Source organism: Gaoshiqia hydrogeniformans (genome assembly GCF_049347105.1).
Taxonomy (GTDB): Bacteria; Bacteroidota; Bacteroidia; order Bacteroidales; family Prolixibacteraceae; genus Gaoshiqia; species Gaoshiqia hydrogeniformans.
This window is the reverse complement of sequence record NZ_CP186334.1, coordinates 4033955-4057158: the sequence shown is the minus strand read 5'-3', so window position 1 is coordinate 4057158 and position 23204 is coordinate 4033955. Positions and strand designations below refer to the sequence as shown.

Annotated in this window: 26 protein-coding genes; 13 read left to right on the top strand and 13 right to left on the bottom strand. The window is 45.7% G+C overall.

Going from position 1 to position 23204, the window contains the following annotated elements:
- Positions 1–28: 28 nt before the first annotated feature.
- Positions 29–730 carry an SAM-dependent methyltransferase gene (locus tag ACOIT5_RS16115; RefSeq protein ID WP_423127183.1) on the top strand — a complete coding sequence of 234 codons (702 nt, stop codon included), beginning with the start codon at positions 29–31 and terminating at the stop codon, positions 728–730.
- A gap of 61 nt (positions 731–791) precedes the next feature.
- Here ACOIT5_RS16115 and ACOIT5_RS16110 read toward each other — a convergent pair whose 3' ends face one another.
- Genes ACOIT5_RS16110 through ACOIT5_RS16100 form a run of 3 tightly spaced genes read right to left on the bottom strand, consistent with a single transcriptional unit; the run spans position 792 to position 3524 of the window.
- Positions 792–1853, bottom strand: a complete 1062-nt coding sequence (locus tag ACOIT5_RS16110; protein ID WP_423127182.1) for an NUDIX domain-containing protein — start codon at positions 1851–1853, stop codon at positions 792–794.
- Between the two features lie 60 nt (positions 1854–1913).
- On the bottom strand, positions 1914–2429 hold the full coding sequence (locus ACOIT5_RS16105) for an FKBP-type peptidyl-prolyl cis-trans isomerase (RefSeq protein ID WP_423127181.1): 516 nt from the start codon (positions 2427–2429) through the stop codon (positions 1914–1916).
- Positions 2430–2489: 60 nt separating this feature from the next.
- On the bottom strand, positions 2490–3524 hold the full coding sequence (locus ACOIT5_RS16100) for a DHH family phosphoesterase (RefSeq protein WP_423127180.1): 1035 nt from the start codon (positions 3522–3524) through the stop codon (positions 2490–2492).
- A 117-nt stretch (positions 3525–3641) separates the two neighbouring features.
- Here ACOIT5_RS16100 and ndk point away from each other — a divergent pair, with 117 nt between their 5' ends.
- A complete protein-coding gene (gene ndk, locus ACOIT5_RS16095; protein WP_423127179.1) occupies positions 3642–4061 on the top strand; it encodes a nucleoside-diphosphate kinase in 420 nt (139 codons plus the stop codon).
- Here the strand turns inward: ndk and ACOIT5_RS16090 are convergent, their stop codons facing one another.
- The gene (locus ACOIT5_RS16090; RefSeq protein ID WP_423127178.1) at positions 4062–4352 is read right to left on the bottom strand and encodes a DUF721 domain-containing protein; all 291 of its coding nucleotides are present in this window, start codon (positions 4350–4352) and stop codon (positions 4062–4064) included. It lies immediately after the preceding gene.
- The gene (gene recF / locus ACOIT5_RS16085) at positions 4339–5457 is read right to left on the bottom strand and encodes a DNA replication/repair protein RecF (protein WP_423127177.1); all 1119 of its coding nucleotides are present in this window, start codon (positions 5455–5457) and stop codon (positions 4339–4341) included. Before recF ends, ACOIT5_RS16090 begins: the two co-directional genes overlap by 14 nt.
- A gap of 183 nt (positions 5458–5640) precedes the next feature.
- Between recF and ACOIT5_RS16080 the strand changes: the two genes are divergently transcribed.
- The 3 genes from ACOIT5_RS16080 (at position 5641) to ACOIT5_RS16070 (ending at position 7754) form a co-directional block, all read left to right on the top strand.
- Positions 5641–6330 (top strand): tetratricopeptide repeat protein, encoded by a 690-nt coding sequence (locus tag ACOIT5_RS16080; RefSeq protein WP_423127176.1) that lies wholly within the window; start codon positions 5641–5643, stop codon positions 6328–6330.
- Between the two features lie 71 nt (positions 6331–6401).
- Complete coding sequence (gene ribH, locus ACOIT5_RS16075) at positions 6402–6887, top strand: 6,7-dimethyl-8-ribityllumazine synthase (RefSeq protein WP_423127175.1); 486 nt, start codon at positions 6402–6404, stop codon at positions 6885–6887.
- A gap of 132 nt (positions 6888–7019) precedes the next feature.
- Positions 7020–7754, top strand: a complete 735-nt coding sequence (locus tag ACOIT5_RS16070; RefSeq protein ID WP_423127174.1) for a nucleotidyltransferase family protein — start codon at positions 7020–7022, stop codon at positions 7752–7754.
- A gap of 90 nt (positions 7755–7844) precedes the next feature.
- On the opposite strand, the gene ACOIT5_RS16065 is transcribed toward ACOIT5_RS16070, so the two are convergent.
- The 3 genes from ACOIT5_RS16065 to ACOIT5_RS16055 all read right to left on the bottom strand — a co-directional run bounded on the left by ACOIT5_RS16065 (position 7845) and on the right by ACOIT5_RS16055 (position 12128).
- Positions 7845–8279, bottom strand: a complete 435-nt coding sequence (locus ACOIT5_RS16065) for a hypothetical protein (RefSeq protein WP_423127173.1) — start codon at positions 8277–8279, stop codon at positions 7845–7847.
- Positions 8280–8452: 173 nt separating this feature from the next.
- Positions 8453–11251 (bottom strand): M16 family metallopeptidase, encoded by a 2799-nt coding sequence (locus ACOIT5_RS16060; RefSeq protein ID WP_423127172.1) that lies wholly within the window; start codon positions 11249–11251, stop codon positions 8453–8455.
- A 46-nt stretch (positions 11252–11297) separates the two neighbouring features.
- Positions 11298–12128, bottom strand: coding sequence for an HAD family hydrolase (locus ACOIT5_RS16055; RefSeq protein WP_423127171.1), 831 nt, complete (start codon positions 12126–12128; stop codon positions 11298–11300).
- A gap of 280 nt (positions 12129–12408) precedes the next feature.
- Here ACOIT5_RS16055 and dapB point away from each other — a divergent pair, with 280 nt between their 5' ends.
- From dapB to ACOIT5_RS16035, 4 genes are all read left to right on the top strand, one after another.
- Positions 12409–13128, top strand: coding sequence for a 4-hydroxy-tetrahydrodipicolinate reductase (gene dapB, locus ACOIT5_RS16050; RefSeq protein ID WP_423127170.1), 720 nt, complete (start codon positions 12409–12411; stop codon positions 13126–13128).
- 11 nt (positions 13129–13139) lie between these two features.
- A complete protein-coding gene (lepB, locus tag ACOIT5_RS16045) occupies positions 13140–14480 on the top strand; it encodes a signal peptidase I (RefSeq protein ID WP_423127169.1) in 1341 nt (446 codons plus the stop codon).
- Positions 14481–14577: 97 nt separating this feature from the next.
- Positions 14578–14898 (top strand): LapA family protein, encoded by a 321-nt coding sequence (locus tag ACOIT5_RS16040; protein ID WP_423127168.1) that lies wholly within the window; start codon positions 14578–14580, stop codon positions 14896–14898.
- Positions 14898–15572: a WbqC family protein gene (locus ACOIT5_RS16035; RefSeq protein WP_423127167.1), complete on the top strand. Its 675-nt coding sequence runs from the start codon at positions 14898–14900 to the stop codon at positions 15570–15572. Before ACOIT5_RS16040 ends, ACOIT5_RS16035 begins: the two co-directional genes overlap by 1 nt.
- A 38-nt stretch (positions 15573–15610) precedes the next feature.
- Here the strand turns inward: ACOIT5_RS16035 and ACOIT5_RS16030 are convergent, their stop codons facing one another.
- From ACOIT5_RS16030 to ACOIT5_RS16020, 3 genes are all read right to left on the bottom strand, one after another.
- Positions 15611–16033 carry an NUDIX domain-containing protein gene (locus ACOIT5_RS16030; RefSeq protein WP_423127166.1) on the bottom strand — a complete coding sequence of 141 codons (423 nt, stop codon included), beginning with the start codon at positions 16031–16033 and terminating at the stop codon, positions 15611–15613.
- 40 nt (positions 16034–16073) lie between these two features.
- Positions 16074–17489 (bottom strand): NfeD family protein, encoded by a 1416-nt coding sequence (locus tag ACOIT5_RS16025; RefSeq protein WP_423127165.1) that lies wholly within the window; start codon positions 17487–17489, stop codon positions 16074–16076.
- Positions 17490–17565: 76 nt separating this feature from the next.
- Entirely contained in the window at positions 17566–18447 is an 882-nt protein-coding gene (locus ACOIT5_RS16020) for an SDR family oxidoreductase (RefSeq protein WP_423127164.1), read from the bottom strand.
- Between the two features lie 149 nt (positions 18448–18596).
- Between ACOIT5_RS16020 and ACOIT5_RS16015 the strand changes: the two genes are divergently transcribed.
- The 4 genes from ACOIT5_RS16015 to ACOIT5_RS16000 all read left to right on the top strand — a co-directional run bounded on the left by ACOIT5_RS16015 (position 18597) and on the right by ACOIT5_RS16000 (position 21576).
- Entirely contained in the window at positions 18597–18965 is a 369-nt protein-coding gene (locus ACOIT5_RS16015) for a winged helix-turn-helix transcriptional regulator (RefSeq protein WP_423127163.1), read from the top strand.
- 11 nt (positions 18966–18976) lie between these two features.
- Positions 18977–19549 carry a non-canonical purine NTP diphosphatase gene (locus ACOIT5_RS16010; RefSeq protein WP_423127162.1) on the top strand — a complete coding sequence of 191 codons (573 nt, stop codon included), beginning with the start codon at positions 18977–18979 and terminating at the stop codon, positions 19547–19549.
- 53 nt (positions 19550–19602) lie between these two features.
- Positions 19603–20328 (top strand): DNA repair protein RecO, encoded by a 726-nt coding sequence (gene recO / locus ACOIT5_RS16005; protein ID WP_423127161.1) that lies wholly within the window; start codon positions 19603–19605, stop codon positions 20326–20328.
- 84 nt (positions 20329–20412) lie between these two features.
- Positions 20413–21576: a methionine aminotransferase gene (locus ACOIT5_RS16000; protein ID WP_423127160.1), complete on the top strand. Its 1164-nt coding sequence runs from the start codon at positions 20413–20415 to the stop codon at positions 21574–21576.
- Positions 21577–21671: 95 nt separating this feature from the next.
- On the opposite strand, the gene ACOIT5_RS15995 is transcribed toward ACOIT5_RS16000, so the two are convergent.
- Positions 21672–22406, bottom strand: a complete 735-nt coding sequence (locus ACOIT5_RS15995; protein WP_423127159.1) for a 3-keto-disaccharide hydrolase — start codon at positions 22404–22406, stop codon at positions 21672–21674.
- Positions 22407–22767: 361 nt separating this feature from the next.
- Positions 22768–23157, bottom strand: coding sequence for a potassium channel family protein (locus tag ACOIT5_RS15990; protein ID WP_423127158.1), 390 nt, complete (start codon positions 23155–23157; stop codon positions 22768–22770).
- Positions 23158–23204: the final 47 nt, after the last annotated feature.

Below are 23204 nucleotides of genomic sequence, written 5' to 3'. Positions count from 1 at the left end.
ATAATTATTTTTGAAAAAAATTTAATCCATGGCGAATCTCTACCTGATCCCCCTCACGCTGGGCGAAAGCGAATTGCATACGGTGATCCCGACGCATCACCGGGAGATCATTCATTCCATTTCTCATTTTATTGTTGAGAACATTCGTACAGCCCGGCGTTTCCTAAAAAAAACAGACCCGTCCATCGATATTGATTCGCTCCGTTTTTACGAACTGAACAAACATACCGACAAAAATCAGCTCCACGCCTACCTCGAACCCATTAAAGCCGGCCTGCATGTCGGTGTGATGTCGGAAGCCGGTTGCCCGGGGGTTGCCGATCCGGGAGCCGACGTGGTTCGGATTGCACACGAGAAAGGTATCCGGGTCATTCCGCTGGTCGGGCCTTCCTCCATCCTGCTGGCCATGATGGCTTCGGGCATGAACGGACAAAACTTTGCCTTCAACGGCTATTTGCCAATCAAAAAAGACGAAAAAGCGCAACAAATCAAACTGCTGGAAAAACGTATTTATGCCGAAAATCAAAGCCAGCTATTTATTGAAGCGCCTTACCGGAACCTGCAACTACTGGACGATTTGCTGAATTATTGCCAGCCACAGACCCGGCTTTGCATTGCCTGCGATTTAACCCTCGAAACCGAATTTATACGGACCAGGACCATCGGTGAGTGGAAAACACAAAAACCGGATATTCAAAAACGGCCAACGATCTTTGTTTTGGGAAGATGAATTAGTTTTCAGTCGCAGCAGGCAGTCGCGGTGGGCAGTGCGGATTAAACAAAATACCTGCTTAACGAAACAGCATCCGGTATTCGTGCTCGAAATTCGGGGTAAAAACGCCTTGTCCCAGGTTTTTGTCAATTTGCGCCCTGGTCCAGAATTTACCTTCAGTTACTTCATCCGAGTGCAGCTTGATACTTTGATGATCGTAAGTTTCGAACACATACACCAGTTCGCGTTCCAGCTCGCTTTCCCAAATATACTTTTTCAGCAGCCTGGCCTGAAAACCGTTTAATCCGAGTTCTTCCCAGGCTTCGCGCTTCAGCGCCGTTTGCAGGTCTTCGCCATAAGCGATATGTCCGCCAACCGCCGTATCCCACTTCCCGGGCTGAACCAGTTTATCCATAGGCCTCTTTTGCAGATAAATGGCCTTGTGCTTATTCATTACATGTAAATGCACCACCGGGTGAAGCAACTTTTGTCCGCTGTGACACAGCGAACGCGGAGCCATTCCCAGAATCTGTCCGTCCTCATTAACGACAGGCAAATGCTCTTCGTTATTAACTCTCTTATTCGCTGACCGTTGCCGGATAAATTCGATCAGAAACACCAGACCAAACAAGATGTAAAACAATCCGCCGCTGATGAATGCCCAAGCCGCATCGGACAAATAAAAAGCCGCATAAAAAACGAGCAGGGTATGCGCAAAGAACACATAAAACATCAGTTTCAGGCTGCGCCTCATCTTTGCCATCTGTTGGCCCGAAAGCGTCATATCCTTCATGTAGCGCTTACTCATTAACGCTACTATATTCACTTTCGAAAACGCCGACAGGGCCAGTACCGCGCAAAGAATTAACTCCACCAGGCCAGGCTTCAGCTTAAAGAAAATAGCATTGTCGAGCAGAATCGAAATCCCGCCAAGAACCAGTAACAACAGGGTATCAAACAAGACGAACCGGTCGAATCGTTTTTCACGGAGGCCAATCCAGATTAACTCGGCCACACCAATGATCAATGCGGCAATCAGCCCGGCGCGGATCCCCCAGAATTCATCCACCAGGATAAACACAAAGAGCGGGATAAAACCCGGCAACATTTTTTTCAGCAGGTCGGTATGTTGTCTGTTCATAGGAAAGGAAACCCGCTCCCCGGCCCGGGCGATACAATTGATCTGAAATAAACCAGCAGATTATTCATAAATTTCGCTTAGTTCGATTTGAAAGGCCAGGGGCGAATAGGGAGGAACACTCCCGTAACCTGTTGTTCCGTAGGCCAGTATCGATGGAATTAAGAATAATCCCCGGGCCCCGGGATTTAGCAACCCAATGGCATCATTAAAGCCGGAAATCACTCCGCTTGACGGATAGGTAAATTTCCAAATACCATTGTCATACCAGTAGGCCGACTGATCGAAAACCGCTCCGCTCTCCGGGAAAAAGCCAACATACTTAATCCCGATGGAATTTCCCTCCTGAACAAATTCGCCTTCGCCCTCTTCCAGAATTACATAGAAAACTCCCAAAGCGGTTGTGTCGACATCATAACCTTCCTCTACCAGAAAATCAATATATTCATCAATGATTCCGGCTTCGCGCTGAGGAGAATAATCGATTTCTTCAACCACAGGATCATTAGAACATGCGAAAACCATTACGGCCATCACTACCGGCAGAATGTATTTGAACAGTCCTTTTTTTCTTGTCATCTTGTTAAATTTTATTTTTCTTTCAAATGATTGACCTTGCTCCAAAGAGCAGGCCTGTTTTCAACATTTTGTTTCAACTAATTTTGATTTAAACTCGGGTAAAAGTTTTTTGTATTGATCCAATGTTTCCTGCAAGGTGGAATACACTTCGCCCCCGGCTGCATTGCGATGCCCTCCCCCGTTAAAATGTTCCGAGGCAAACTCGTTCACCGCGAATTTTCCTTTTGAGCGGAAGGAGGCTTTCACATGATCATCTTTTTCGGTGAATAAGGTGCTGAAATGAATTCCTTTGATCGAAAGCGGGTAGTTGACAAAACCTTCGCTGTCGCCGGCAACAAAATTAAATTGTTTTTGTACTTCTTTGGTCAGGTACATCACAGCGGCATGGTATTCGGGAAATACCTCCATACACTGGCTGAGGCAATAGCCCAGCAATCGCATCCGGTCCACCGAATAATTATCAAACACCTGGCTGTGAATCTCTTCCGGGTCAATCCCGTAAGTCAGTAATTCACTCACCGTTTGAAAGGTTTGCGGATCCGAAACATTGTAATCAAAGGAGCCGGTATCGGTCATGATTCCGCAAAACAGGCATTCGGCTGATTTTTTATCCAGAAATTTTCCGTATCCCAAGGCCTTCACCACATGAAACACCAGTTCGGCTGTAGACGAATATTCCGGATGCGAGATCATTAAACGGGTAAAATCCTGCGGATACGGGTGATGGTCGATCAGGATACTTTCGCCTGCATAATTTTCAACCAGCTCTTTCATATCACCTGTCCGGGAAAGGTGATTAAAATCGAGACAAATCAACATGCCGGCCTCTTTCATAATTTTAGCCGCTTTTTCCTTTACACCGGTATAAATCAGCGTTTCATTGCTGCCGTCCATCCATTTATAAAATTCGGGATAATAATTTGGGGAAATTACAGCAACCTGTTTACCTGCATTCTTTAAAACCCGCGCCAAACCCAGCGCCGATCCGACCGCATCGCCGTCGGGATTCACATGCGGCATAATGACAACGGGTGCGTTCAGCCTGCCCAGGCTGGCCATAAAAGAATTAATAACTTCAATATCAAATGGTTTCAAAACAATATTTTTTTTTAGGAGTTACAAAGATAAAATTTTACGCCCCAATCCATAATTCATTAATTAATTTTTTAAATTCACCGCCATTCTTAACTAACAACAAACAACTTTAATTTTATGAGTGGCAATAAAACTCTCACCATCATCAAACCGGGTGCCGTTGAACGTAACCTGATCGGTCCGATCTTAGCAAAAATAAACGAAGCCGGATTTGTCATAAAAGCACTGAAATACACCAAGTTAAAAAAAGAACAGGCTTGCGAATTTTACCAGGTACATGAAGGGAGACCATTTTTTGAAGATCTCACTGATTTTATGAGTTCAGCGCCCATCGTGGCCGCGATCCTGGAAAAAGAAAATGCCGTAGCCGACTTTCGCGAACTGATCGGGGCAACCGACCCGCTGGAAGCAGCCGAAGGCACCATCCGTAAATTATTTGCCGAATCGAAAACGCACAATGCCGTTCACGGTTCAGACAGTGATGAAAATGCCGTAAAAGAATGCGATTTTTTCTTTTCGCGAGTTGAACGGTTTTGATTAACGAAAAACGATCTGGCGAATTAAATCCACCCCTGCTTTTTCGTTCAGCCGTTTTCTGATTTCTTCCTTCATCATCAACAGTTCGTTCCGCAAGATCGGCGAACTGGTCTTTACAAACAAGGTGCCCTGACTGATGCGTAACTCCTCGGTGTAGGAAGCTACCGTTTTCCCCATGAGTTCTTCCCAGGACGCAATCAGGTCGATCTCGGATAATTTTGTCTGAAGTTTGTTTTCTTCGATGTAATTCCGGATTACCTGACTTAACTTTTCGGTATTACTTTTTCTCATTTCCTGTTTCGGTTACGGTTCCTTCATTCACCCTGAATATTTTTGAATCGGCATCAACTTCCCCGATAATCTGGTCCAAATGTTCGCGGTTGGTGTCGGTGATAAAAATCTGGCCAAAATGATCTTCAGCCACCAGTTTTACGATTTGCTCCACCCGGTTTTTATCCAGTTTGTCAAAAATGTCATCCAGCAGTAAAATCGGGGTGATCCCCGACATGTTTTTGATAAAATCGAACTGCGCCAGTTTCAGCGATACCAGGTAGGTTTTTTTCTGCCCCTGCGATCCTAATTTTTTAATCGGATGTTCACCCAAATTGAAAAGAATATCATCTTTATGTATTCCAACAGATGTGAATTGAATCATCCGGTCTTTCTGAAGGTTTTCTTTCAGAAGCAGCGAAAAATCGCCTTCATCCAACTGCGACTGGTAAATCATCCCGATTTTCTCTTTTCCCGAAGAGATCAGCTCGTAATATTGCTGAAAAACCGGTTGCAGTTGCCGGATGTATTCCACCCGTTTTTGATGGATTAAGTCGCCGTAATGCACCAACTGATCGTCCCAAACCTCCAGGCTGTCGAGGTTGAATATGCGTTCCGAAGTAAACTGTTTCAACAGTTTATTCCGCTGCAAAAGCGCCCGGTTGTACCGGATCAGCTGATCGAGGTAGATCTGGTCGTATTGCGAAATCAGGGCATCCAGAAATTTCCGGCGTTCCTCGCTGCCTCCCATGATCAGATCAAAATCAGAAGGCGTAACAATAATCAGGGGCAGCAGGCCGATATGCCCGGCCAGTTTGCCGTATTCTTTTTTGTTCCGTTTAAAATGTTTTTTTTGTCCCCTTTTCAACCCGCAGTAAATATGCTCGTCTTGTTCCAACCGGCTGTACTTTCCCTGGATCACAAAAAAATCTTCATCGTGCCTGATATTCAGTCCATCAACCGGATTTAAGAAGCTTTTACAGAACGACAGGTAATAAATGGCATCCATCAGGTTGGTTTTGCCCGCGCCATTATTGCCGATAAAACAATTCAAATCGGGCGAAAACTGCAGATCAACTTCTTCCAGATTTTTGAAATTCAGTAAGGATAAACGATCAAGGTACATCCATGTAATCTTTAATAATGACAAAACTAATAAAATAAAGCGGGAACAGTGAATGATTTATTCATGAGCTTTTTTGCCAACAACAATGTGTTTATTAATATTAAATTTTATAAGCGCTTTGTGGCTATTGTTTTATAAAAAAGCATATTTTTGCGTCACAAATTTGGAATAACCTTATTGAAAATGGCAAAGAATAAAAACATAAAAAAAGAAGACAGCTTATCGGAAGTTGAAATCGCCTTAACCAGGAGCGAACAGTTTATCGAAGACAATCAGAAAATTCTGACCATCGTGATCGCTGTTATTGTAGCAGTGGTAGCCGGTTATCTCGGTTTCACCCGGCTTTATATTTTCCCGAAAGAAAAAACTGCGCAGGAACAAATGTTTATGGCTGAACAATATTTTGAGAAAGATTCGTTCAACCTGGCCATTAACGGCGACGGTAACTACCTGGGATTTTTGGATATTATTGATGATTACGGCATGACAAAAAGCGGCAAACTGGCTAATTATTACACCGGGATTTCGTACCTGCACTTAGGCCAGTACGAAGAAGCCATCAGCTACCTGAACAAATTTAAAACCGACGACCTGTTACTTGCCCCGGTTGCCGCCGGCGCCAAAGGCGATGCTTACTACGAATTAAACGAGCCCGAAAAAGCTTTAAACGCATACAAAAAGGCCTATTCGTTCAAAAATGAATTTGTTACACCTGTTTACCTGCTGAAAGCCGGTAACTTACTTGAGTCGCAAGGCAAATTCGACGAGGCGCTGAAAACTTATCAGGAAATTAAAACCAGCTACCCGGCTTCAACCGAAGCCCGTACCATTGATAAATACATCGCCCGGACCGAGAATCAGTTAAAGAAATAAACCAATTCAAAATGATATTGAGAATCCCCTCCTTACAGGGGATTTTTTATTTTTGCAAAAACAACAGAACTATGGCAACAAAAAATCTATCTGTATACGACATCGAATCGGTTCCAGCAGCGGCCGGCATGAAAGTGGGCATCGTGGTAGCCGAATGGAACTACGAAATTACCGGTGCTTTGGCCCAGGGCGCATTCGACACCCTGATCAGGCATGGCGTAAGCGAAAAAGACATCATTATTAAACATGTGCCCGGAACATTTGAGTTGCCGCTCGGCGGACAATTTATAGCAGAATACACGCAAGTGGATGCCATCATCCTGATTGGCTGCGTCATACAGGGCGAAACCCGTCATTTCGATTTTATTTGCCAGGGCGTTACGCAAGGGACAACCGACCTGAACATAAAGTATAACAAACCATTCATTTTTGGCGTACTTACAACCGACAACGAACAACAGGCGCTTGACAGGGCCGGAGGTAAGCTGGGCAACAAAGGAGACGAAGCCGCGGTAACAGCCATCAAAATGATCAGTCTGCAAAAGGACATGGCCTGACCAGATCGCCGTTACGCGAACCAGAACGAAGCAGCTAATGACTAATGACCAATGGCAATTAGAGTTAAGTCAACAGTAAACAGGCAGTACTCAGTACTCATAACTCAGTACGCATAACTCGAAACTCCATCTATGAAAGCAATGATCTTTGCAGCAGGCCTTGGGACAAGGCTGAAACCCCTGACCGAAACCCGGCCCAAAGCCCTGGTTGAAATTGGCGGGAAAACCCTGCTGGAAAGATGTATCAGCTATTTGAAATCGTATGGGATCGGCGATATCACGATCAATGTCCACCATTTTCCGGAACAAATTACCGGTTTTCTGGCGCAAAATAAAAATTTCGGGATCAGGATTTCGGTTTCAGACGAAAGCGATGCCCTGCTGGATACCGGCGGAGGTATTTTACATGCAAAACGATTCCTGCAGGGCGACGAGCCGGTTTTGCTGATCAATGTCGACATCCTGACCAACTTAAAGCTCGACCGGCTGTTGCAGGCCCACGAGGAGTCGGGGGCGCTGGCCAGCCTGGTAGTCAGAAACCGGCTTAGCTCCCGGTATTTGCTTTTTGACCGGAACCGTCAATTAACAGGTTGGAAAAATGTAAAAACCGGGGAACTGAAGATCAGCCGCCCCGGAGCAACCGAAGATTCCGGGCAACTGGCCTTTAGCGGCATCCACCTGATTTGTCCCGAATTACTGGATAAGGTTACTGAAAGCGGGAAATTTTCGATTATTGATTTATACCTGCGCCTGGCCGAAACCGAAAAAATAATTGCCTTTGAAGATAGCGAATCGGTTTGGATGGACTTGGGCAGATATGATGACCTGGAAGAAGCCGGCCGTTTGATTAAACAAATTGAACCGTAAACAAAAAGGCTGTCAGAAAGCAGATTCAAATTTTGTCTGAATTAAAATGCTTTTCTGACAGCCTCTTTTAGCGGGCAAAGCGATCAGGCTCTAATTATTTCCCGGCCTTTCCCCTCTAAAATTTTGCATTCGCTCCTGCCGCTCTTTGATATGAGCCTCATATTTTACTTTTTGCTCGGCAGTCAGCAAGGCTTTAATTTCGTTGTCCTGGCTGGCCATGGTTGCCTGCATTTGCGAGCGCATTTTTTCAGGGTCAAATTCTTCACCCGATGCCCGTGCTTTTTCAAAAGCTTCACGCTGCTTTTCACTATACTTGGTAAAAATTGCTTTCACTTTCACGGTTTGTTCATCGGTTAACGACAAAGTCTCTTTTAACCGTTGAGTTTGACGTTCAACCCGTTCTGCCGGGTCCATCCGCTGACGTTCGCCTCCCGACTGAGAAGGGCGTTGCCCGGTACCCCGTTGCGCCTGTGCCAGAGAAAATACACCAAGAAATAAAACTGTTATCAAAAAAAGCTTTTTCATATTGATTTGTTTAAATGAAAAATGAACTTGTTTGTCACTCGGTTGCTTTGACTCCGGTTTTCACGATTGGTTTAAAACAGGAAAAAACAGGATAACCTACAAGCGGATAATCCGGATAACTGTTGATCCTGAAATCAGCGATTATCCAAATCATCCGCATGGTCTGTCGCGTTTTATTTTTGTTCCGGCTTCAGGATGACCTGATAATAATTTTCAAAGTTAAAATAGGCTTTGGTGGCCTCCATGATTTTTTCCTTCGTCAACTGATTGACCAGCTCTTCATAACCGGAAAAATCACTGAAATCGCCATCCTTGTACAAATATCCGTTGTTGATCACCGAAAGCCAGAAACTGTTTTCGCGCAGGTTGTTCTCACGCTCCCGGAGCATTTTTTCTTTTGCTTTTTGCAGATCCTCTTCCGACGGCCCGTTTCCGGCAATATCCGCAATTTCGCGGAATATATCTTCCTTCAGTTCGTTGACTTTCTCGGGCGAGGTTCCGTAATAAATAGACATACTGTATTTCGGAACGGGCATTTTTTCAACCGAAGGCCGGGCGCCGATGGAATACACGCTGCTTTTGTCCTCGCGGATTACTTCAAGCAAACGGGTTGATAATATTTTTCCCAGCGCATCAATGGTCACCAGGTTTTCCCTGGAATAGTCGAAGTTGCCGTGAAAAGTAATATGACTCAGACTTTTCTCTTCCTGGCCACGGTAAACCGTTTTTTCAACCACGCCATCCGGCGATTTCACCTGCATATCCACCCATTTTTCGCGTTTGTCTGAAGCAGGAAGCCCTCCGATATACCGCTCCACGACGGGTTTAAAAGCTTCGGGATCGATGTTTCCGACGAAGAAGAATTTGAAGTCGGCGGCGTTGACAAAGCGTTCGCGGGCAATTTTTTCAATCGTCCCGAAGCTGGCCTCCTGAAGGACTTCTTTGGTTACCGGCCGCTTACGGGGATGGTAATTGACCGAAACCACCTGAAGGGTATCGTTATAGGCATCTTCGGGAGAAGCCACCCGGTTTTCAATAAAACCGGCATAGCGGCTCATGTAAGACGAAAATGCCTGCGGGTCGACACGCAAATCAGTAAAGTACAGGTAAAGCATTTCCATCATCGTTTCCAGATCTTTCACCGACGAACGGCCCGAAAAACCCTCCGTCAGATCGCGAAGGTACGGCGAAATGGAAAAAACCTTGTCCGACATCATTTTATCCAGGGTCACTTTGTCGAATCCGCTTATCCCGCTCATGGCGACAATGGTAGCTGCAAAATCGGCCGAGATATCAGATTCCTGTCCGTACAGTGATTTTCCGCCCAGGCTATACGCGGTAAACAACACCTCGTCATCTTTAAAGTCGGTAGTTTTCAGCACCACCACGGCGCCATTCGAAAGAGTCCATTCCAGGGCGTCGATTTCATCCAGTTGTTTTTTGCCAACCACTTCTCCGGGTACAATTTCCTGGTCAATCAGCGGTTTGTCGGCAATCACATCGTCGTAAGCGTCGAGCGGGCTGTTTTCAACTTCATTCAAAATGGCCAGCACCTCGTCTTCCGACGGGACTTTTATACCTTCAATTTCAGGGGCCGTAACAACCACCACCCGGTTTTCGTCGGTAATCCATTTCTTCGCCAGGGCATTTACTTCATCCAGGGTAATTCCGGGAAGAAACTGCCGGTAATACAAAAACTCATTTTCAATGCCCGGGATCGGTTCTTCGGTCATCAAAAAGTTACGTTTGTATTCTTCGGCATAAGCTTCCGAGCGTTGCTTGTCGCGCTCGTTATACGATTTTTCGATGGAAGCCAGCAAGGCATTTTTCATCCGTTCGAGTTCAGAAGCCGTAAAACCATAGCGCATCACCCGTTCATTTTCTTCGACAACCGCTTTAATTCCACGTTCAATCTGCCCGTTCTGACATAAAACGCCTGAACTGTATACGCTGACCGGTCCAAAAAGCTCTTCGTAAGCCGAGCCGGCAGTAATAAAAGGAGGATCAGCCAATTGGGCCAACTCCTGCAAACGGTTATTGATCATGCTGTTAAATAAGCTGTGCTTGATTCCTTCGCGGTAGTCGGCCAGGGTTTTATTTATTTTCAAAGGATGTTTGTAGTAGATATTGGCAACGGGATACCTGGCTTCTTTATCGGTAACCACCGAAACGAGGGTTTCAGCATGGCGGGGAATGGCAAAGATTTCTTTCTTTCGCGGGTTTTCTTTTGCAGGAATATCCGAAAATTTAGCTTTCACCCGTTTCACCATTTCTTCCTGATCAAAATCGCCTACCACCACGACCGCCTGCAAATCAGGCCGGTACCAGTCACTCCGGTAGCGACGTAATACTTCCGGGGGGCAGTTGTCGATGATATCGATCTTCCCGATGGGCAGCCGTTCGGCATAGCGGCTTTCGTGCAACAAAACCGGGATCCATTTCTGCATCATCCGTTCGTTGGCGCCGCGTCCGCCACGCCATTCTTCATGGATCACACCGCGTTCTTTTTCAATTTCCTCATCCGAGTCGGTCGTCTGGCAGGCCCAGTCGTACAGCACCTGGAGGCCGTTTTCGATGTATTCGTCCTCGTCCAGCGGTACTTTAATCATATAAACGGTTTCATCGAAACTGGTGTAGGCATTTACCTCCGGCCCAAATTCCATCCCGATGGATTCAAGGTATTTGATCAATTCATTTTTGGGAAAATTTTCTGTGCCGTTAAAAGCCATGTGCTCGGCAAAATGGGCCAGCCCCTGCTGGTCATCATCTTCATCGATTGAACCGGCGCGGACCACCAGGTACAGGTCGGCCCTGTTTTTGGGCGTACTGTTCGACCGCACGTAATAAGTCATCCCGTTTTCCAAAACACCCTTACTGACCTTTTGATCAACCGGAAGTAAGCTGTCGTGCGGCTGCTGGGCAACACCAAACACGGACAACAATAAAAACAGAAAACTGAAAAGCTGCTTCATAGTTTTATATTTTATTTTTAAATAAGTATCTGTCGGTGTCATCGAATTACAAATGATTTTTAAGGCTTTCGCTGAACGCATTGGCCTCGTTGCTTGGCGCCGGACGATACCTGTGTTTTAATTCGTCAGGACCGTTTTCAACCAGGTACGAAAAGCCGGTGAAGTCGAGTAGATCCAGGTCGTTGTAATCGTTGCCAATGCCGAAAGTTGCTTCCCGGAGAATATTCAGATAGTCGCACAAATACCGGATGGCATTTCCTTTGGAAACACCCGCGTGAAAAATTTCCATCCAAACATAACCCGTAAGTAAGGGCGAACTTGCCCGCAATACTTTTATGTTATCAAAGCGTTGTTCCAAAATCTCTTTAAGCTCATAAAACCGTTCGGCTTCTTTAAAAATAACCAGAAACTGGCAGGCATCCGAATCAATCCGGCCGCTGGCAGGAAGCGCTTCCGAAACCGGGTTATGATAGGTAAAATAGCGTTCAAACTCGTGGCAAACTTCTGCTCCCCGGTGATACCAGCACCTGAAGTTATCGGGCACCTCGCGGAACAAATGAAAATTCAAATCCTTCGAAATAAGCCATTGAAGTATCTTATTGACCGTATCTTTCGGAATATTTTGCTGATAGAGCAAGCGGTTGTTCCGACAATCGTAAATACCCGCCCCCGACGAAAAAGCAACAAAATCAAAGGGGATATGATCGGGGATAACTTCTCTCACTTTCAAATAATTACGCCCGGTAGCCACCACCCGCGTAATTTTCCGTTCACCCAGCAGGTGTAACATGTCCAAGTCTTCCGGGCTGATGGTTTTATCATTCCGCAACAAAGTTCCGTCCAAATCCGTGGCCACTAATCCGATATTTTTATCCATACCCATCCAACAAATTGATTCTGATACCTCAAAATTTTGATAAATCTACAAAAGTATTTTGATCTGTAAAAAAAGGGCACGATACGTTTTATACCGAAACTCCGGGCCGGTTTGTCGAAAAAAAATGAACCGGACTCAAACAAATGATAGTTTTAGCCTGTAATTTATATCTTTGTAAGCTTTGTTGAAATACGGGAAGACAGGAAGTCTGGTTCGCCTAACATGCTGTTTTATGGAAAAAAATCAAGCCCAAAAATTGATAATATTTAGACGTTAAGATATGAAGATTGCCTTGATTGGATACGGGAAAATGGGTAAAATCATTGAACAGATTGCCCTTGACCGCGGTCATGAAATTGTATTAAAAATTGACATTACAAATCAACACGAACTGACCATCGACAATTTAAAGAAAGCCGACGTAGCTATCGAGTTTACGATCCCTGCCTCGGCAATCAACAATTATAAGCTTTGCTTCGAGGCTGGTATCCCTGTTGTAAGCGGAACAACCGGCTGGCTGGGAAAAAAGGATGAAGTTATTTCGGAGATGAACCAGCGGGAAGGAACATTCTTTTACGCGTCGAACTTTAGCCTGGGGGTAAACCTGTTTTTTGCCCTGAATAAAAAGCTGGCTTCTTTAATGGCGAACCGCCCGGAATACGACATTCAGATGGAAGAAGTACACCACACCCAAAAACTGGATGCCCCCAGCGGAACAGCCCTTACATTGGCCGAAGGTTTGTTTGAAAATCATCCCGGAAAAAAATCGTGGACACTCGACGAGCCCCAAACCGCCGGTCAACTGCACATCCGCGCAATCCGGGAAGGACAGGTTCCGGGCATTCACCGCATTAAATACGAATCAGACGTCGACCATATCCTGATTGAACACAGCGCTAAAAGCCGGCAAGGTTTTGCTTTGGGGGCCGTGCTGGCAGCCGAATTCAGTATCGGCAAAAAAGGCCTTTTAAGCATGAACGATCTGTTAAACTTATCTTAAAATATATCCTTATGAGAAATATATTAACCAACAAATGGTTCAAGTTCATCCTTGTCGGACTGATCTACAGTTTGTGGGTTTTGTGGCTCGAAAACTACTGGTGGTTTATCGGCCTGGCCATCCTGTTCGACATGTATGTGACCAAAAAAGTCCACTGGGCATTCTGGAAAAAGAAAAACCCGCCTGAGGGAAAACAAACCAAGGTGGTTGAATGGGTCGACGCCATTATTTTCGCGGTGATTGCCGCTACCTTTATCCGGATGTTTTTCATCGAAGCGTACACTATCCCCACCTCATCGATGGAAAAATCCATGCTGGTCGGCGATTTTTTGTTTGTGAGCAAAACATCATACGGGCCCAAACTGCCCAACACGCCGCTCTCCTTCCCCTTTGTCCACCACACCATGCCCCTGACGCAAAAAACGAAATCCTATTCTGAATGGATCCAACGCCCGTATAAGCGGATCGCAGGTTTTGGCGAGGTAAAAAACAACGATGTCGTGGTATTCAACTTCCCCGAAGGCGACACGGTGGCAACCAATATGCCCACGCAAAGTTATTACAACCTGGTGCGTAACTATGGCCGCGAACGGGTTTGGTCCGACACGCGCACCTTCGGCGAAATTATCAGCCGCCCGGTTGATAAACGCGAAAACTACATCAAACGCTGCATTGGCTTGCCCGGCGATGTCATTGAGCTGAAAGACGGCCAGGTTTATGTCAACGGAAAAGAACAGGAACATTTTCCGGGCGTCCAGTACGACTACATCGTAACAACCAACGGAACCGGAATCAATAAACGGACACTCGAAAAAATCGGCATCTCGCGCGCCGACCAGCAGGTATTCAACAGCTCGCAGTTTTTGTTCCCGATGTCGGCCGAACAAGTGGCCGAAATTGAGAAACTGAGCAATGTAACCTCGGCAAAAAAGGTTAACATGGCCGCCGGCAACTGGGATAAAAATATTTTTCCGTTCCACGAAAATTATCCCTGGAATGTCGATAATTTCGGACCGCTCGAAATCCCGAAAAAAGGAAAAACAATTAAGCTCACCACCGACAATCTTCCGCTGTACGAGCGGATTATCAACCTGTACGAAGGCCACGACCTCTCGGTAAAAAACAATACCATTTACATTGACGGCGCTGCAGCCACTACCTATACCTTCGAAATGGATTATTTCTGGATGATGGGAGATAACCGCCACAACTCGGCCGATTCGCGCTATTGGGGATTTGTTCCCGAAGACCACGTCGTGGGGAAAGCAGTATTTATCTGGCTGTCGTTGGACAAAGAAAAAAGCCTGCCGGGTAAAATCAGGTTTAACCGCCTGTTTAAGCTCGTACATTAAACGAAGATATTTTCTTCAGGATTCGTTCCGTAAAAAGGGGAATCATCCGATTGGTTGATTCCTCTTTTTTTCATACTTTTCAGAAAAAAGTAATATTATGGCTGCCGGAGTTATTTTTATCCTGATCTTAATTTTGCTGCTGGTTATTTTCACCTTGCAAAATTCGACCTTAATCACTGTTAAGCTGCTCTTTTGGCAAATCAGCGACATTCCGCTCATCCTGGCGCTGATCGTCAGCCTGATTCTTGGTTTTGTGATTGCCTTTGTGCTTTATTATCCTAAAATATTAAAACTGAAATCACAGGTTCAAGCGCAACAGGAAGAAATTGATGAGTTGACAGAGGAACCGTTTGAAAAAGAGAATCATCCGGAAGGGATTGAAATCACCGGCGGACCGGAAAAAGGTTTTTTTAGCTGATGATACCGATGCGACCGGAAATTCTTTTAAGTACGGCTTATCTGCCGCCTGTTCAGTACCTCACAAAATTTTTAAGCTGCCGGACTGTCCGGATAGAAAGTCAGGAGCATTTCGTGAAACAAACTTACCGGAACCGGACAATCATCCTGGCAGCAAACGGCCCTGAACCGCTGATTATTCCGGTGGAAAAAGGACGCAGTCCCCGGCAAAAAATAAAAGACCTCCGTATTTCATACGACACCAATTGGCCGCACATTCACTGGCAAGCCATTGTTTCGGCTTACAATACCTCGCCTTTCTTCGAAATTCTTGAGGCTGATTTTCGGCCGTTCTACGAAAAACGGTTTGATTTTTTGCTCGATTTCAACAACCGGTTGCTGCAAGTTGTGTTTGATATTCTGGAAATTAACCCGGAAATCCGCCTTACAGAACAGTTTGAAGACGTTCCTGAAGGCTGTCTGAACTTCCGGGAGGCCATTCAGCCAAAACAGCAAAAAAACCAGGTAGATCCGTCATTTTTACCGGTACCCTACTCACAGGTATTTGACGACAAATTCGGCTTTGTTCCCAACCTGAGCATCATCGACCTGTTGTTTAACTGTGGCCCGGCCAGTTACGAAATCATCTTAAAAAGCATCGGCGATCCCGGCAACGGGACCACTTTTCACCCATAGCCTCCCCTGCGAATATTTTTCTAAAAGCAATTCCCTGATTACGGGATCAGCTCTGCTTTAAAGTCCGAAATAATCACATCGTGGTCGAAGGCCAGTTCCGGAAGCTGGTCAAGCGGGAACCAGGCGGCCCGGAGGGCATCATCGGCGCCGCTGACCATCGCATCGCGGTCGGCAAATCCGTAAAATACAACCGAAATAATCCGTTCGCGGGGATCCCGGTCAATGGCATCGTAGGTTTTAAGCTGGATAAGTTCCTGTAGCTTTAAACCGGTTTCTTCTTCCAGTTCACGCCTACAGCTATCAACCAATAACTCTCCCATTTCAACAAAACCTCCGGGCAAAGCCCATTTGCCGGCAAACGGGTCCTTTGCGCGCTGAATAAGCAATAACTCATTTGTTTCACGCTTCAGCACAATGGCGTCGACCGTTAAAGCCGGCCGCGGATATCGATAAGTATACATGTTCCGGTGTTCTGGTAATGATCAAAGAATAAAAAATTGTTTACGCCTTTTCGACATACAATTGGGCCGCTTCATCCCTTACCACGATAATCGTTTCGCCTTTATCGATCATGCCCAAATTTGAAACGGCATCGTAAATCGTTCCTTCAATCAGCACTTTTCCTGAAGGACGTAAAACGGTATTAGCGGTTCCTGTCTTTCCTGTCAACCCTTTTATCCGGGTATCTACTCCGACAAAACCCTTCTCTTTTTCCTGGGTTTCGTGTAAAGAAAGGTTTCTGAACATCCCCCGATCGGCTGAAAAGGCGCGTTTGCTGAGAAACAGGCTCAATACAAAACCGGTAAAAAGGCCCACGACCACGGTGGTGAGCGCGGTGGTAATTTTTTCCGGATTTACGCCTTCAAAATTAAAATGCACATTATCCAGTAAGCTCAACACCAAAGCGGTAAAGCTAAACAAGATGCCCAGGATGCCGGCTACACCAAAGCCGGGTAAAACAAAAATTTCGACACCGATAAGGATCAGGCCAACAATAAACAGCAGAATTTCCCAATGTTCGGCCAGTCCTTCCAGGTACAAGGGGGCAAAATAGGTAACAGCGGCGATGATGGCAACCACCAGCGGAAAGCCAATTCCGGGAGTCTGCATCTCAAAATAAATTCCGCCTAAAATGGCCATAATCAAAATCCCGGAAACAATCGGGTTAACCAAAAAGCCGATGATTTTCTCCAGCGTGGTGGGTTTGTACTCAACAATGCGGTAATTTTCAACGCCGATTTTTTCCAGCACCTCAGGCACTGTTTCTGCTATCCCTTCACAAAAGCCGTGTTTCATGGCCTCGGTCGGAGTAAAGGTCAACACCTTGCCTGTATCAATAATTCCTTTGATGTAGACGCTTTCGTCGACCATTGCTTCGGCGATCCGGGGATCGCGAAACCAGCGAAACGTGGTATCTCTCCCGCTAATGATGGTGTCGCCCCCGTGCGATTCGGCAGTGGCCCGCATGATGGAACGCATGTACGACTGGTATTTATCGGGCATTTGGGCGCCGGTTTGGTTAACCACAGTTGCCGCACCGATAGATGCCCCTTTCCGCATGTAAATACTGTCGCAGGCAATGGATATCAGCGCCCCGGCGCTGGCGGCATTATTGTCGATAAAAACATAAACAGGGATCGGATGATTGATAATCTTTGTACGAATGGAATCAGCATCGAGGACCGTTCCGCCGTATGTATTCATGTGGATCAGAATCAGGTCGGCCTTTAAACTGTCGGCTTCGGCAAATGCCTGCTTGGTTTGGCGCCAGATAGCAGGTGCAATGTTTTCTTTGATATTCAACTTGTAAACAAGTTTTTCCTGACTCGGTTGACCGTTTTTTTCGCCCTCGTCCTGCGCATGAACAAACAAGACTGAAAACAGTGAAAAAATAACCAAAAACAAAGCTGATCTCATAATAACTGGTTTTGATGATATGTCACTCAAAGTTAAAATTTTTATTGATCAGCCTTGTTTTACACGCCTTTAATATTTACTGAAATTTTGAATACCGCCGTTTCAGGAAACTGGCCAAGGTTTCGGGCTCACGTCCTAAAAGTCCGGCCAGTGTTTGATCAGGCTGATCATATTCGCCGAGTGCAATTGCCTGGCTAAAAATGGTAACAATCATAACAATCACTTCGGGCGCCCCATAGCTTTTTAAGGTTTTCTGGAATTCCCCGACAGTCGGAGAAACATACCGGATTTCCTTCCCGCTGATTTCACCGAGGATTTTCGCTACATCGTGGTAAGAGTACGTCTGCCCGGAAGCTATTTCGTAAACTTTATTATTATGTCCGGATGTTGTTAAAATGTTGGCGCTTGCCTCGGCCATATCGGTACAGGTGGCAAAAGCTGCCTTCCCATCCCCGGCAGGCAGGTAAATCTGTCCGCTGTCAAAAACCTGTCCACCGATAAACATCGGAATTACTTCGCTGTACAGGGTATGCTTCAGGATGGTGTATGTGATCCCCGACTCCTTCAACCATTTTTCGGTGTACAAGTGCACCTCGCTGACGGCCGCTACGGGAGACTCTTTCGTTTCATCCTTTCGTTGCAAACTTGTATAGACCACATGCTTCACCCCTGTTTCCCGAACCGCTGTCAATACATTCTCGTGCTGCTTCATCCGTTTGGGAATTTCGCTGGCCGAAACAAAGTAAAGAACATCAATATTTGCAAATGCTTTGATCAATGAAGCCAGATCGTCGTAATCAGCCTGGAAAACAGACACGCCCTGTTGCTGAAAACCGGCAATTTTCGATGGGTCTCTCGCAATCGCCGATATGGATACTGCACCGGCCTTTTGCATCAAAAAATTCAGGACTTGCCCGCCCAACTGTCCGGTCGCCCCGGTAACCATGATTCGTTTCATAATTTTTACATTTTATTATTAATAACTAAAAGAATTTTACTTACTTTCGGAGAGTCAAAAATAGGTGGTTACTTTATCAATATCAATATGTTACAAAAACAACCCTTAGTTACACAAAGGTTAGTATCATTGATTATCAGAACAGCCCGATGGTGAAAATTGTTGAAAAATATTCGAAGAACGAACATTGTCCGGTTCGGAATGTACTGGATCGTTTTGGCGACAAGTGGTCGATTTTATTACTGATGGTCCTTGATGAAGCAGGCGTCATGCGGTTTAAAGACTTAAGCGCCTCAATTAATGACATTTCGCAAAAAATGCTGACCGTCACCCTGCGTACGCTGGAAGCAGACGGGCTGGTTTTACGTACGCTGTATCCTGAAATTCCGCCCCGGGTTGAATACCGGCTGACCGAATTAGGTAAAAGCCTGCTTCCACACATCAAATCACTGACTAACTGGGCTATAACAAACTTCGAAGCCATTGAGAAATCAAGGAATAAGTTCAACACGATTTAAATACAACACAAATGAAACTTGTTTTTGCCACAAACAATCAACATAAGTTAAGAGAAATCAGGCACATCCTGGGAGATGAGATTGAACTGCTGGGCCTGACAGATATCGGCTGCACGGAAGACATCCCGGAAACCAGCCCTACCCTGGAAGAAAATGCTTCGCAAAAGGCATTTTACATCTACAACAAATACGGATATAACTGTTTTGCCGATGACACCGGGCTCGAAATTGAAGCCTTAAACGGCGAGCCCGGCGTATACTCGGCCCGCTATGCCGGCGAAGACAAAAACGCGGAGGCCAATATGGAGAAAGTTTTGCATCTGTTAAACGGAACAAAAAACCGCAAAGCCCGTTTTCGAACCGTGATTTCGGTGGTGATAAACGGGAAGGAAACCCGCATGGATGGTATTGTTGACGGAGAAATACTGGAAGAAAAAAAAGGAACCGAAGGCTTTGGCTACGACCCGATCTTCCAACCGGAAGGATACCGGATGAGTTTTGCAGAGATGGATCTGGCCGAAAAAAATAAAATCAGCCACCGGGCCCGGGCCGTGCAAAAATTAGTCGCTTTTCTGAATCGTTGATAAATAACAGGGACTAAGTTACATACCTTTTAACACCAGCAAACAAAAACAACGTGCTCGAGAAAACAAAAGGCATATTCCTGCATTATATCCGCTATTCCGACTCAAGCATTATAGCCCGGATTTACACCGAAAAATTCGGCCAGCAATCCTACATCGTCAACGGGCTAAGGTCGAAAAAGTCTGATCTGAAGATTAACCTCTTCCAGCCCTTGTTCCTGCTCGACCTGGAGGTTTACCACAAGGCCGGACGGAACATCCAGCGGCTGAAAAATGCGCGTATAGCCGTACCGTTCGATCATCTTCCCTTCAACATCATCAAAAGCTCGCAGGCCATTTTTATCGCCGAAATTCTGATGAAGTGCCTGAAGGAAGAAGAAGCCAACCCCGAACTGTTCGATTTTGTGTTTCATGCGGCCCGGCTGCTCGATTTACAGGATGAAGGCATTCCGAATTTCCTGGTCGCTTTTCTGTTTCGCCTGACCCGCTATCTGGGCGTAGCCCCGCAAATGCCAACGCGTCCCGATTTTCGCTTTTTCGATCTGGTGTCAGCTTCATTCAGGCAGGAAGAACCGGTTCACAACCATTTTCTGGGAGCTGAAACAAGCCGGAAGTTTGCTGAACTAGCTCATTTCGAATTGACTGAACTGGAAAAACTTCCGTTGCTGAACCATCACCGGACAGAACTATTGTCGGGCTTACTGGAATATTACCGGATCCATATGGATTTGTCGGGAGAAATAAAATCTTTGGCTGTTTTAAAAGAAGTTTTAAAATAGTCGCCAAGTCTAATTTTTGCGTAAATTTGAAAATTCAAATACAACCCGGCGTTTTTAGTTAAATATGCCGTCTGATTTTTTAATATGGTTCAATCAAAACTTCCTAATACAACGCGCAGCATCTTTTCTTCTGTCAGCAGCCTCATTGAAGAAACGGGCGCACTTGATCTGGCAATCGGAAAAACTGATTTTCCCTGTCCCGATGAGTTAGTTGACCTGGCTGTCAGTTACCTGAAATCAGGCTACAATAACTTTGCCCCGCTGGAAGGGATTTACAAGTTGCGTAAAGAAATTTCGGCCCGTGTTGCCCGCAGCTACGGCTACGAGTATAATCCGCAAACTGAAGTCACCATAACAGCGGGCGCCATTCAGGCCATACACACGGCGATCAGCGCCGTCGTAAAAGAAGAAGATGAAGTCATCGTTTTTGAGCCGGCTTTCGAATCGTATGTTCCTTCAATTATCCTGAACGGAGGAAAGCCGGTCTATGTTCAGCTAAAATCGCCCGGTTTTAAAATTGATTGGGAAGAACTCCGGAAAATGATTACCAGCAAAACCCGGATGATCATCATCAATTCGCCCCATAATCCAACCGGAAGCGTGATGTCGGAAGAAGACATGTTGCAATTGCAGCGACTCACCAACGGCACAAACATCACCATCCTGAGCGACGAGGTTTTTGAATCGATCGTGTTCGACCACCAGGTGCACCACAGTGTGGCCCGTTACCGGAAACTCATTGAACGCAGCTTCATCGTATCGTCGCTGGGCCCCGTATACAACATCAACGGATGGACCATTTCATACTGCCTGGCCCCGGAAAAACTGATGGCAGAATTCCGTAAAATGCAGCAGTTCCAGGTCTATAACGTCAATACCCCGTTTCAGTATGCTTTAGCCGACTATTTGCCGCGGAATTATCCGTCGGAAGAGTTGGCAGAGTACTACCAGGGAAAACGGAACTATTTTATCCGCCTGCTCGAAAACAGCCTGTACAACATTCAACCCGCGCAGGGCGGATACTTCCAACTGATTGACTATTCCAGGTTGTCGGACGAGCCCGATACTGTTTTTGCAGAACGGCTGGCCCGTGATTTTGGCATTGCCACCATGCCGGTTTCAGCCTTTTATCACGAAAAAACCAGGGGACGCTACCTCCGGCTGTGCTTTGCAAAAGACAATGCCCGCCTCGAGCAGGCAACCAACATCCTGCTAAAAATACCCTCCATCATCATTGGTGATTTATAAGCGACTGCCGGACAGGATCCCTGCTCCGCTTCTGCAAAAGATACAGGTGAGCTACCCCGGTAACCCACCTGTATCTTTTTAAAGAGGACAATGCCTTATAGTTCGCGGATTTTAATATTCCTGAACCAAACGGTATAACCGTGGTCCTGCAAACCAATATATCCTTCTTTGGAAATCCCTTCGGTGAAGCCCGGAAAGTTTTTAAACTTACTGTTTTCTACCAGTTCATCCCATTCCTTCGTCCACAAGGTGTAAGAAACAACCTCTGTCCCGTTTTGCCGATGGACCACAGAACCGTCTTTCACGGTAATCACAATGGTGTTCCACGAGCCGGCCGGATGGACCGTTTTCGGATCGGCGGCAATCATGTCGTAAAGAGAACCGGCCAGGTGGCTGGCAATTTTGTTATCCGTCGCATCCACATTATCAAGCACCTGAACCTCGGGCGCCGCGTAATAAATTGGTTTCCCCGGAACTTCGCGAACATTGTAAAAGATTCCCGAATTGGCCATCTTACCAGCCTTCCAGTCAATGGAGAGTTCAAAGTTCTTAAACTTTTTATTGCCAAAAAGAATGTCGCCGTTTGCGCCTTGTCCCGGATTTTTGCCTTCGCCGGTGAAAACTTTCATGGCATCGTCTTCAATCAGCCAGTTAGCAGGCATTTCGGCCCCGTTGCACTGGCGCCAGCCGTCAAAATTTTTCCCGTTGAACAACAACACCCAACCGTTCTTTTTCTCCTTTTTGGATAATTTGTTTACCGGTTGCGAAAATGCCGTAAATGAACAGAATACACTTACAGCCAAAAAGATCAATAATTGATTTTGTTTCATGATGTTAATAAATTACAGGCACTACAATGCCATTCGTTACTTTAGGTTAATTCAGTCCCAAATGTAATATAATTGGACTAAAAATCAGAACCGGTCATGTCCAAAGAATAACTTATAGTCATGGAAAGATGGCATTTATTGGCAAGTCAGCAGTAATCGGTGAACAGTGGTCAGTGGTCAGAAGGCAGAAGTTTAATTTTCACGGCGGGGTGAATCTCTTGTTCTGATTCCATAAGGATAAATGTCCTCTTAGTATCTAATGGTGAATAGCCAACGCGTCTGTCAGGTCACTCAAAGTAATTCCGATTTCACGGATTTTCAACTTTTTATTTTTGAATTGTGGTTCGTTGAATGGTTGATTTTATTTCTCATGCTCATCGATCTTTTTGCCGCAATGGGGGCAGATTTGCCCGGATTTCTTACGCTCAATTTTGTTCATAAAGCCTGCGCTAATCAACCCGGTGGGTAAGGCAACCAATCCGATGCCCATAACGGCAATTAATCCGCTTAGTAGCTTTCCCATTGCCGTAACCGGGTACACATCTCCATATCCCACGGTGGTTAATGTGGCTATTGCCCACCAGAAAGCGGCTAATATATTCGGGAAAGCATCCGGTTGATCTTCTGCTTCCAGGTAATACATGATAAAAGAAGCCATCAGCAGGACGACGAATGCAACAAATGCGGTGACGGCCAGTTCCGATTTTTTCTCTTTAATAACCAAGACGATATTTTTTTCTGAAACAGCCATAACGAATTTCTGAGAAATTTCCGGTTCAATTCTTTAGTGCTTTTAAA

Bases quoted from the DNA above. Each gene is read 5' to 3' on its own strand.
- ACOIT5_RS16025 (WP_423127165.1), bottom strand. From the start codon at position 17,489: ATGAGATCAGCTTTGTTTTTGGTTATTTTTTCACTGTTTTCAGTCTTG.
- dapB (WP_423127170.1), top strand. From the start codon at position 12,409: ATGAAGATTGCCTTGATTGGATACGGGAAAATGGGTAAAATCATTGAA.
- ACOIT5_RS16060 (WP_423127172.1), bottom strand. From the start codon at position 11,251: ATGAAGCAGCTTTTCAGTTTTCTGTTTTTATTGTTGTCCGTGTTTGGT.
- ACOIT5_RS15995 (WP_423127159.1), bottom strand. From the start codon at position 22,406: ATGAAACAAAATCAATTATTGATCTTTTTGGCTGTAAGTGTATTCTGT.
- ACOIT5_RS16030 (WP_423127166.1), bottom strand. From the start codon at position 16,033: ATGTATACTTATCGATATCCGCGGCCGGCTTTAACGGTCGACGCCATT.
- ACOIT5_RS16070 (WP_423127174.1), top strand. From the start codon at position 7,020: ATGAAAGCAATGATCTTTGCAGCAGGCCTTGGGACAAGGCTGAAACCC.
- ACOIT5_RS16015 (WP_423127163.1), top strand. From the start codon at position 18,597: ATGGTGAAAATTGTTGAAAAATATTCGAAGAACGAACATTGTCCGGTT.
- ACOIT5_RS16115 (WP_423127183.1), top strand. From the start codon at position 29: ATGGCGAATCTCTACCTGATCCCCCTCACGCTGGGCGAAAGCGAATTG.
- ACOIT5_RS16040 (WP_423127168.1), top strand. From the start codon at position 14,578: ATGGCTGCCGGAGTTATTTTTATCCTGATCTTAATTTTGCTGCTGGTT.
- recF (WP_423127177.1), bottom strand. From the start codon at position 5,457: ATGTACCTTGATCGTTTATCCTTACTGAATTTCAAAAATCTGGAAGAA.
- ndk (WP_423127179.1), top strand. From the start codon at position 3,642: ATGAGTGGCAATAAAACTCTCACCATCATCAAACCGGGTGCCGTTGAA.
- ACOIT5_RS16110 (WP_423127182.1), bottom strand. From the start codon at position 1,853: ATGAACAGACAACATACCGACCTGCTGAAAAAAATGTTGCCGGGTTTT.
- ACOIT5_RS16090 (WP_423127178.1), bottom strand. From the start codon at position 4,352: ATGAGAAAAAGTAATACCGAAAAGTTAAGTCAGGTAATCCGGAATTAC.
- ACOIT5_RS16105 (WP_423127181.1), bottom strand. From the start codon at position 2,429: ATGACAAGAAAAAAAGGACTGTTCAAATACATTCTGCCGGTAGTGATG.
- ACOIT5_RS16020 (WP_423127164.1), bottom strand. From the start codon at position 18,447: ATGAAACGAATCATGGTTACCGGGGCGACCGGACAGTTGGGCGGGCAA.
- lepB (WP_423127169.1), top strand. From the start codon at position 13,140: ATGAGAAATATATTAACCAACAAATGGTTCAAGTTCATCCTTGTCGGA.
- ACOIT5_RS16000 (WP_423127160.1), top strand. From the start codon at position 20,413: ATGGTTCAATCAAAACTTCCTAATACAACGCGCAGCATCTTTTCTTCT.
- ACOIT5_RS16065 (WP_423127173.1), bottom strand. From the start codon at position 8,279: ATGAAAAAGCTTTTTTTGATAACAGTTTTATTTCTTGGTGTATTTTCT.
- ribH (WP_423127175.1), top strand. From the start codon at position 6,402: ATGGCAACAAAAAATCTATCTGTATACGACATCGAATCGGTTCCAGCA.
- ACOIT5_RS16010 (WP_423127162.1), top strand. From the start codon at position 18,977: ATGAAACTTGTTTTTGCCACAAACAATCAACATAAGTTAAGAGAAATC.
- ACOIT5_RS16055 (WP_423127171.1), bottom strand. From the start codon at position 12,128: ATGGATAAAAATATCGGATTAGTGGCCACGGATTTGGACGGAACTTTG.
- ACOIT5_RS16080 (WP_423127176.1), top strand. From the start codon at position 5,641: ATGGCAAAGAATAAAAACATAAAAAAAGAAGACAGCTTATCGGAAGTT.
- ACOIT5_RS15990 (WP_423127158.1), bottom strand. From the start codon at position 23,157: ATGGCTGTTTCAGAAAAAAATATCGTCTTGGTTATTAAAGAGAAAAAA.
- ACOIT5_RS16035 (WP_423127167.1), top strand. From the start codon at position 14,898: ATGATACCGATGCGACCGGAAATTCTTTTAAGTACGGCTTATCTGCCG.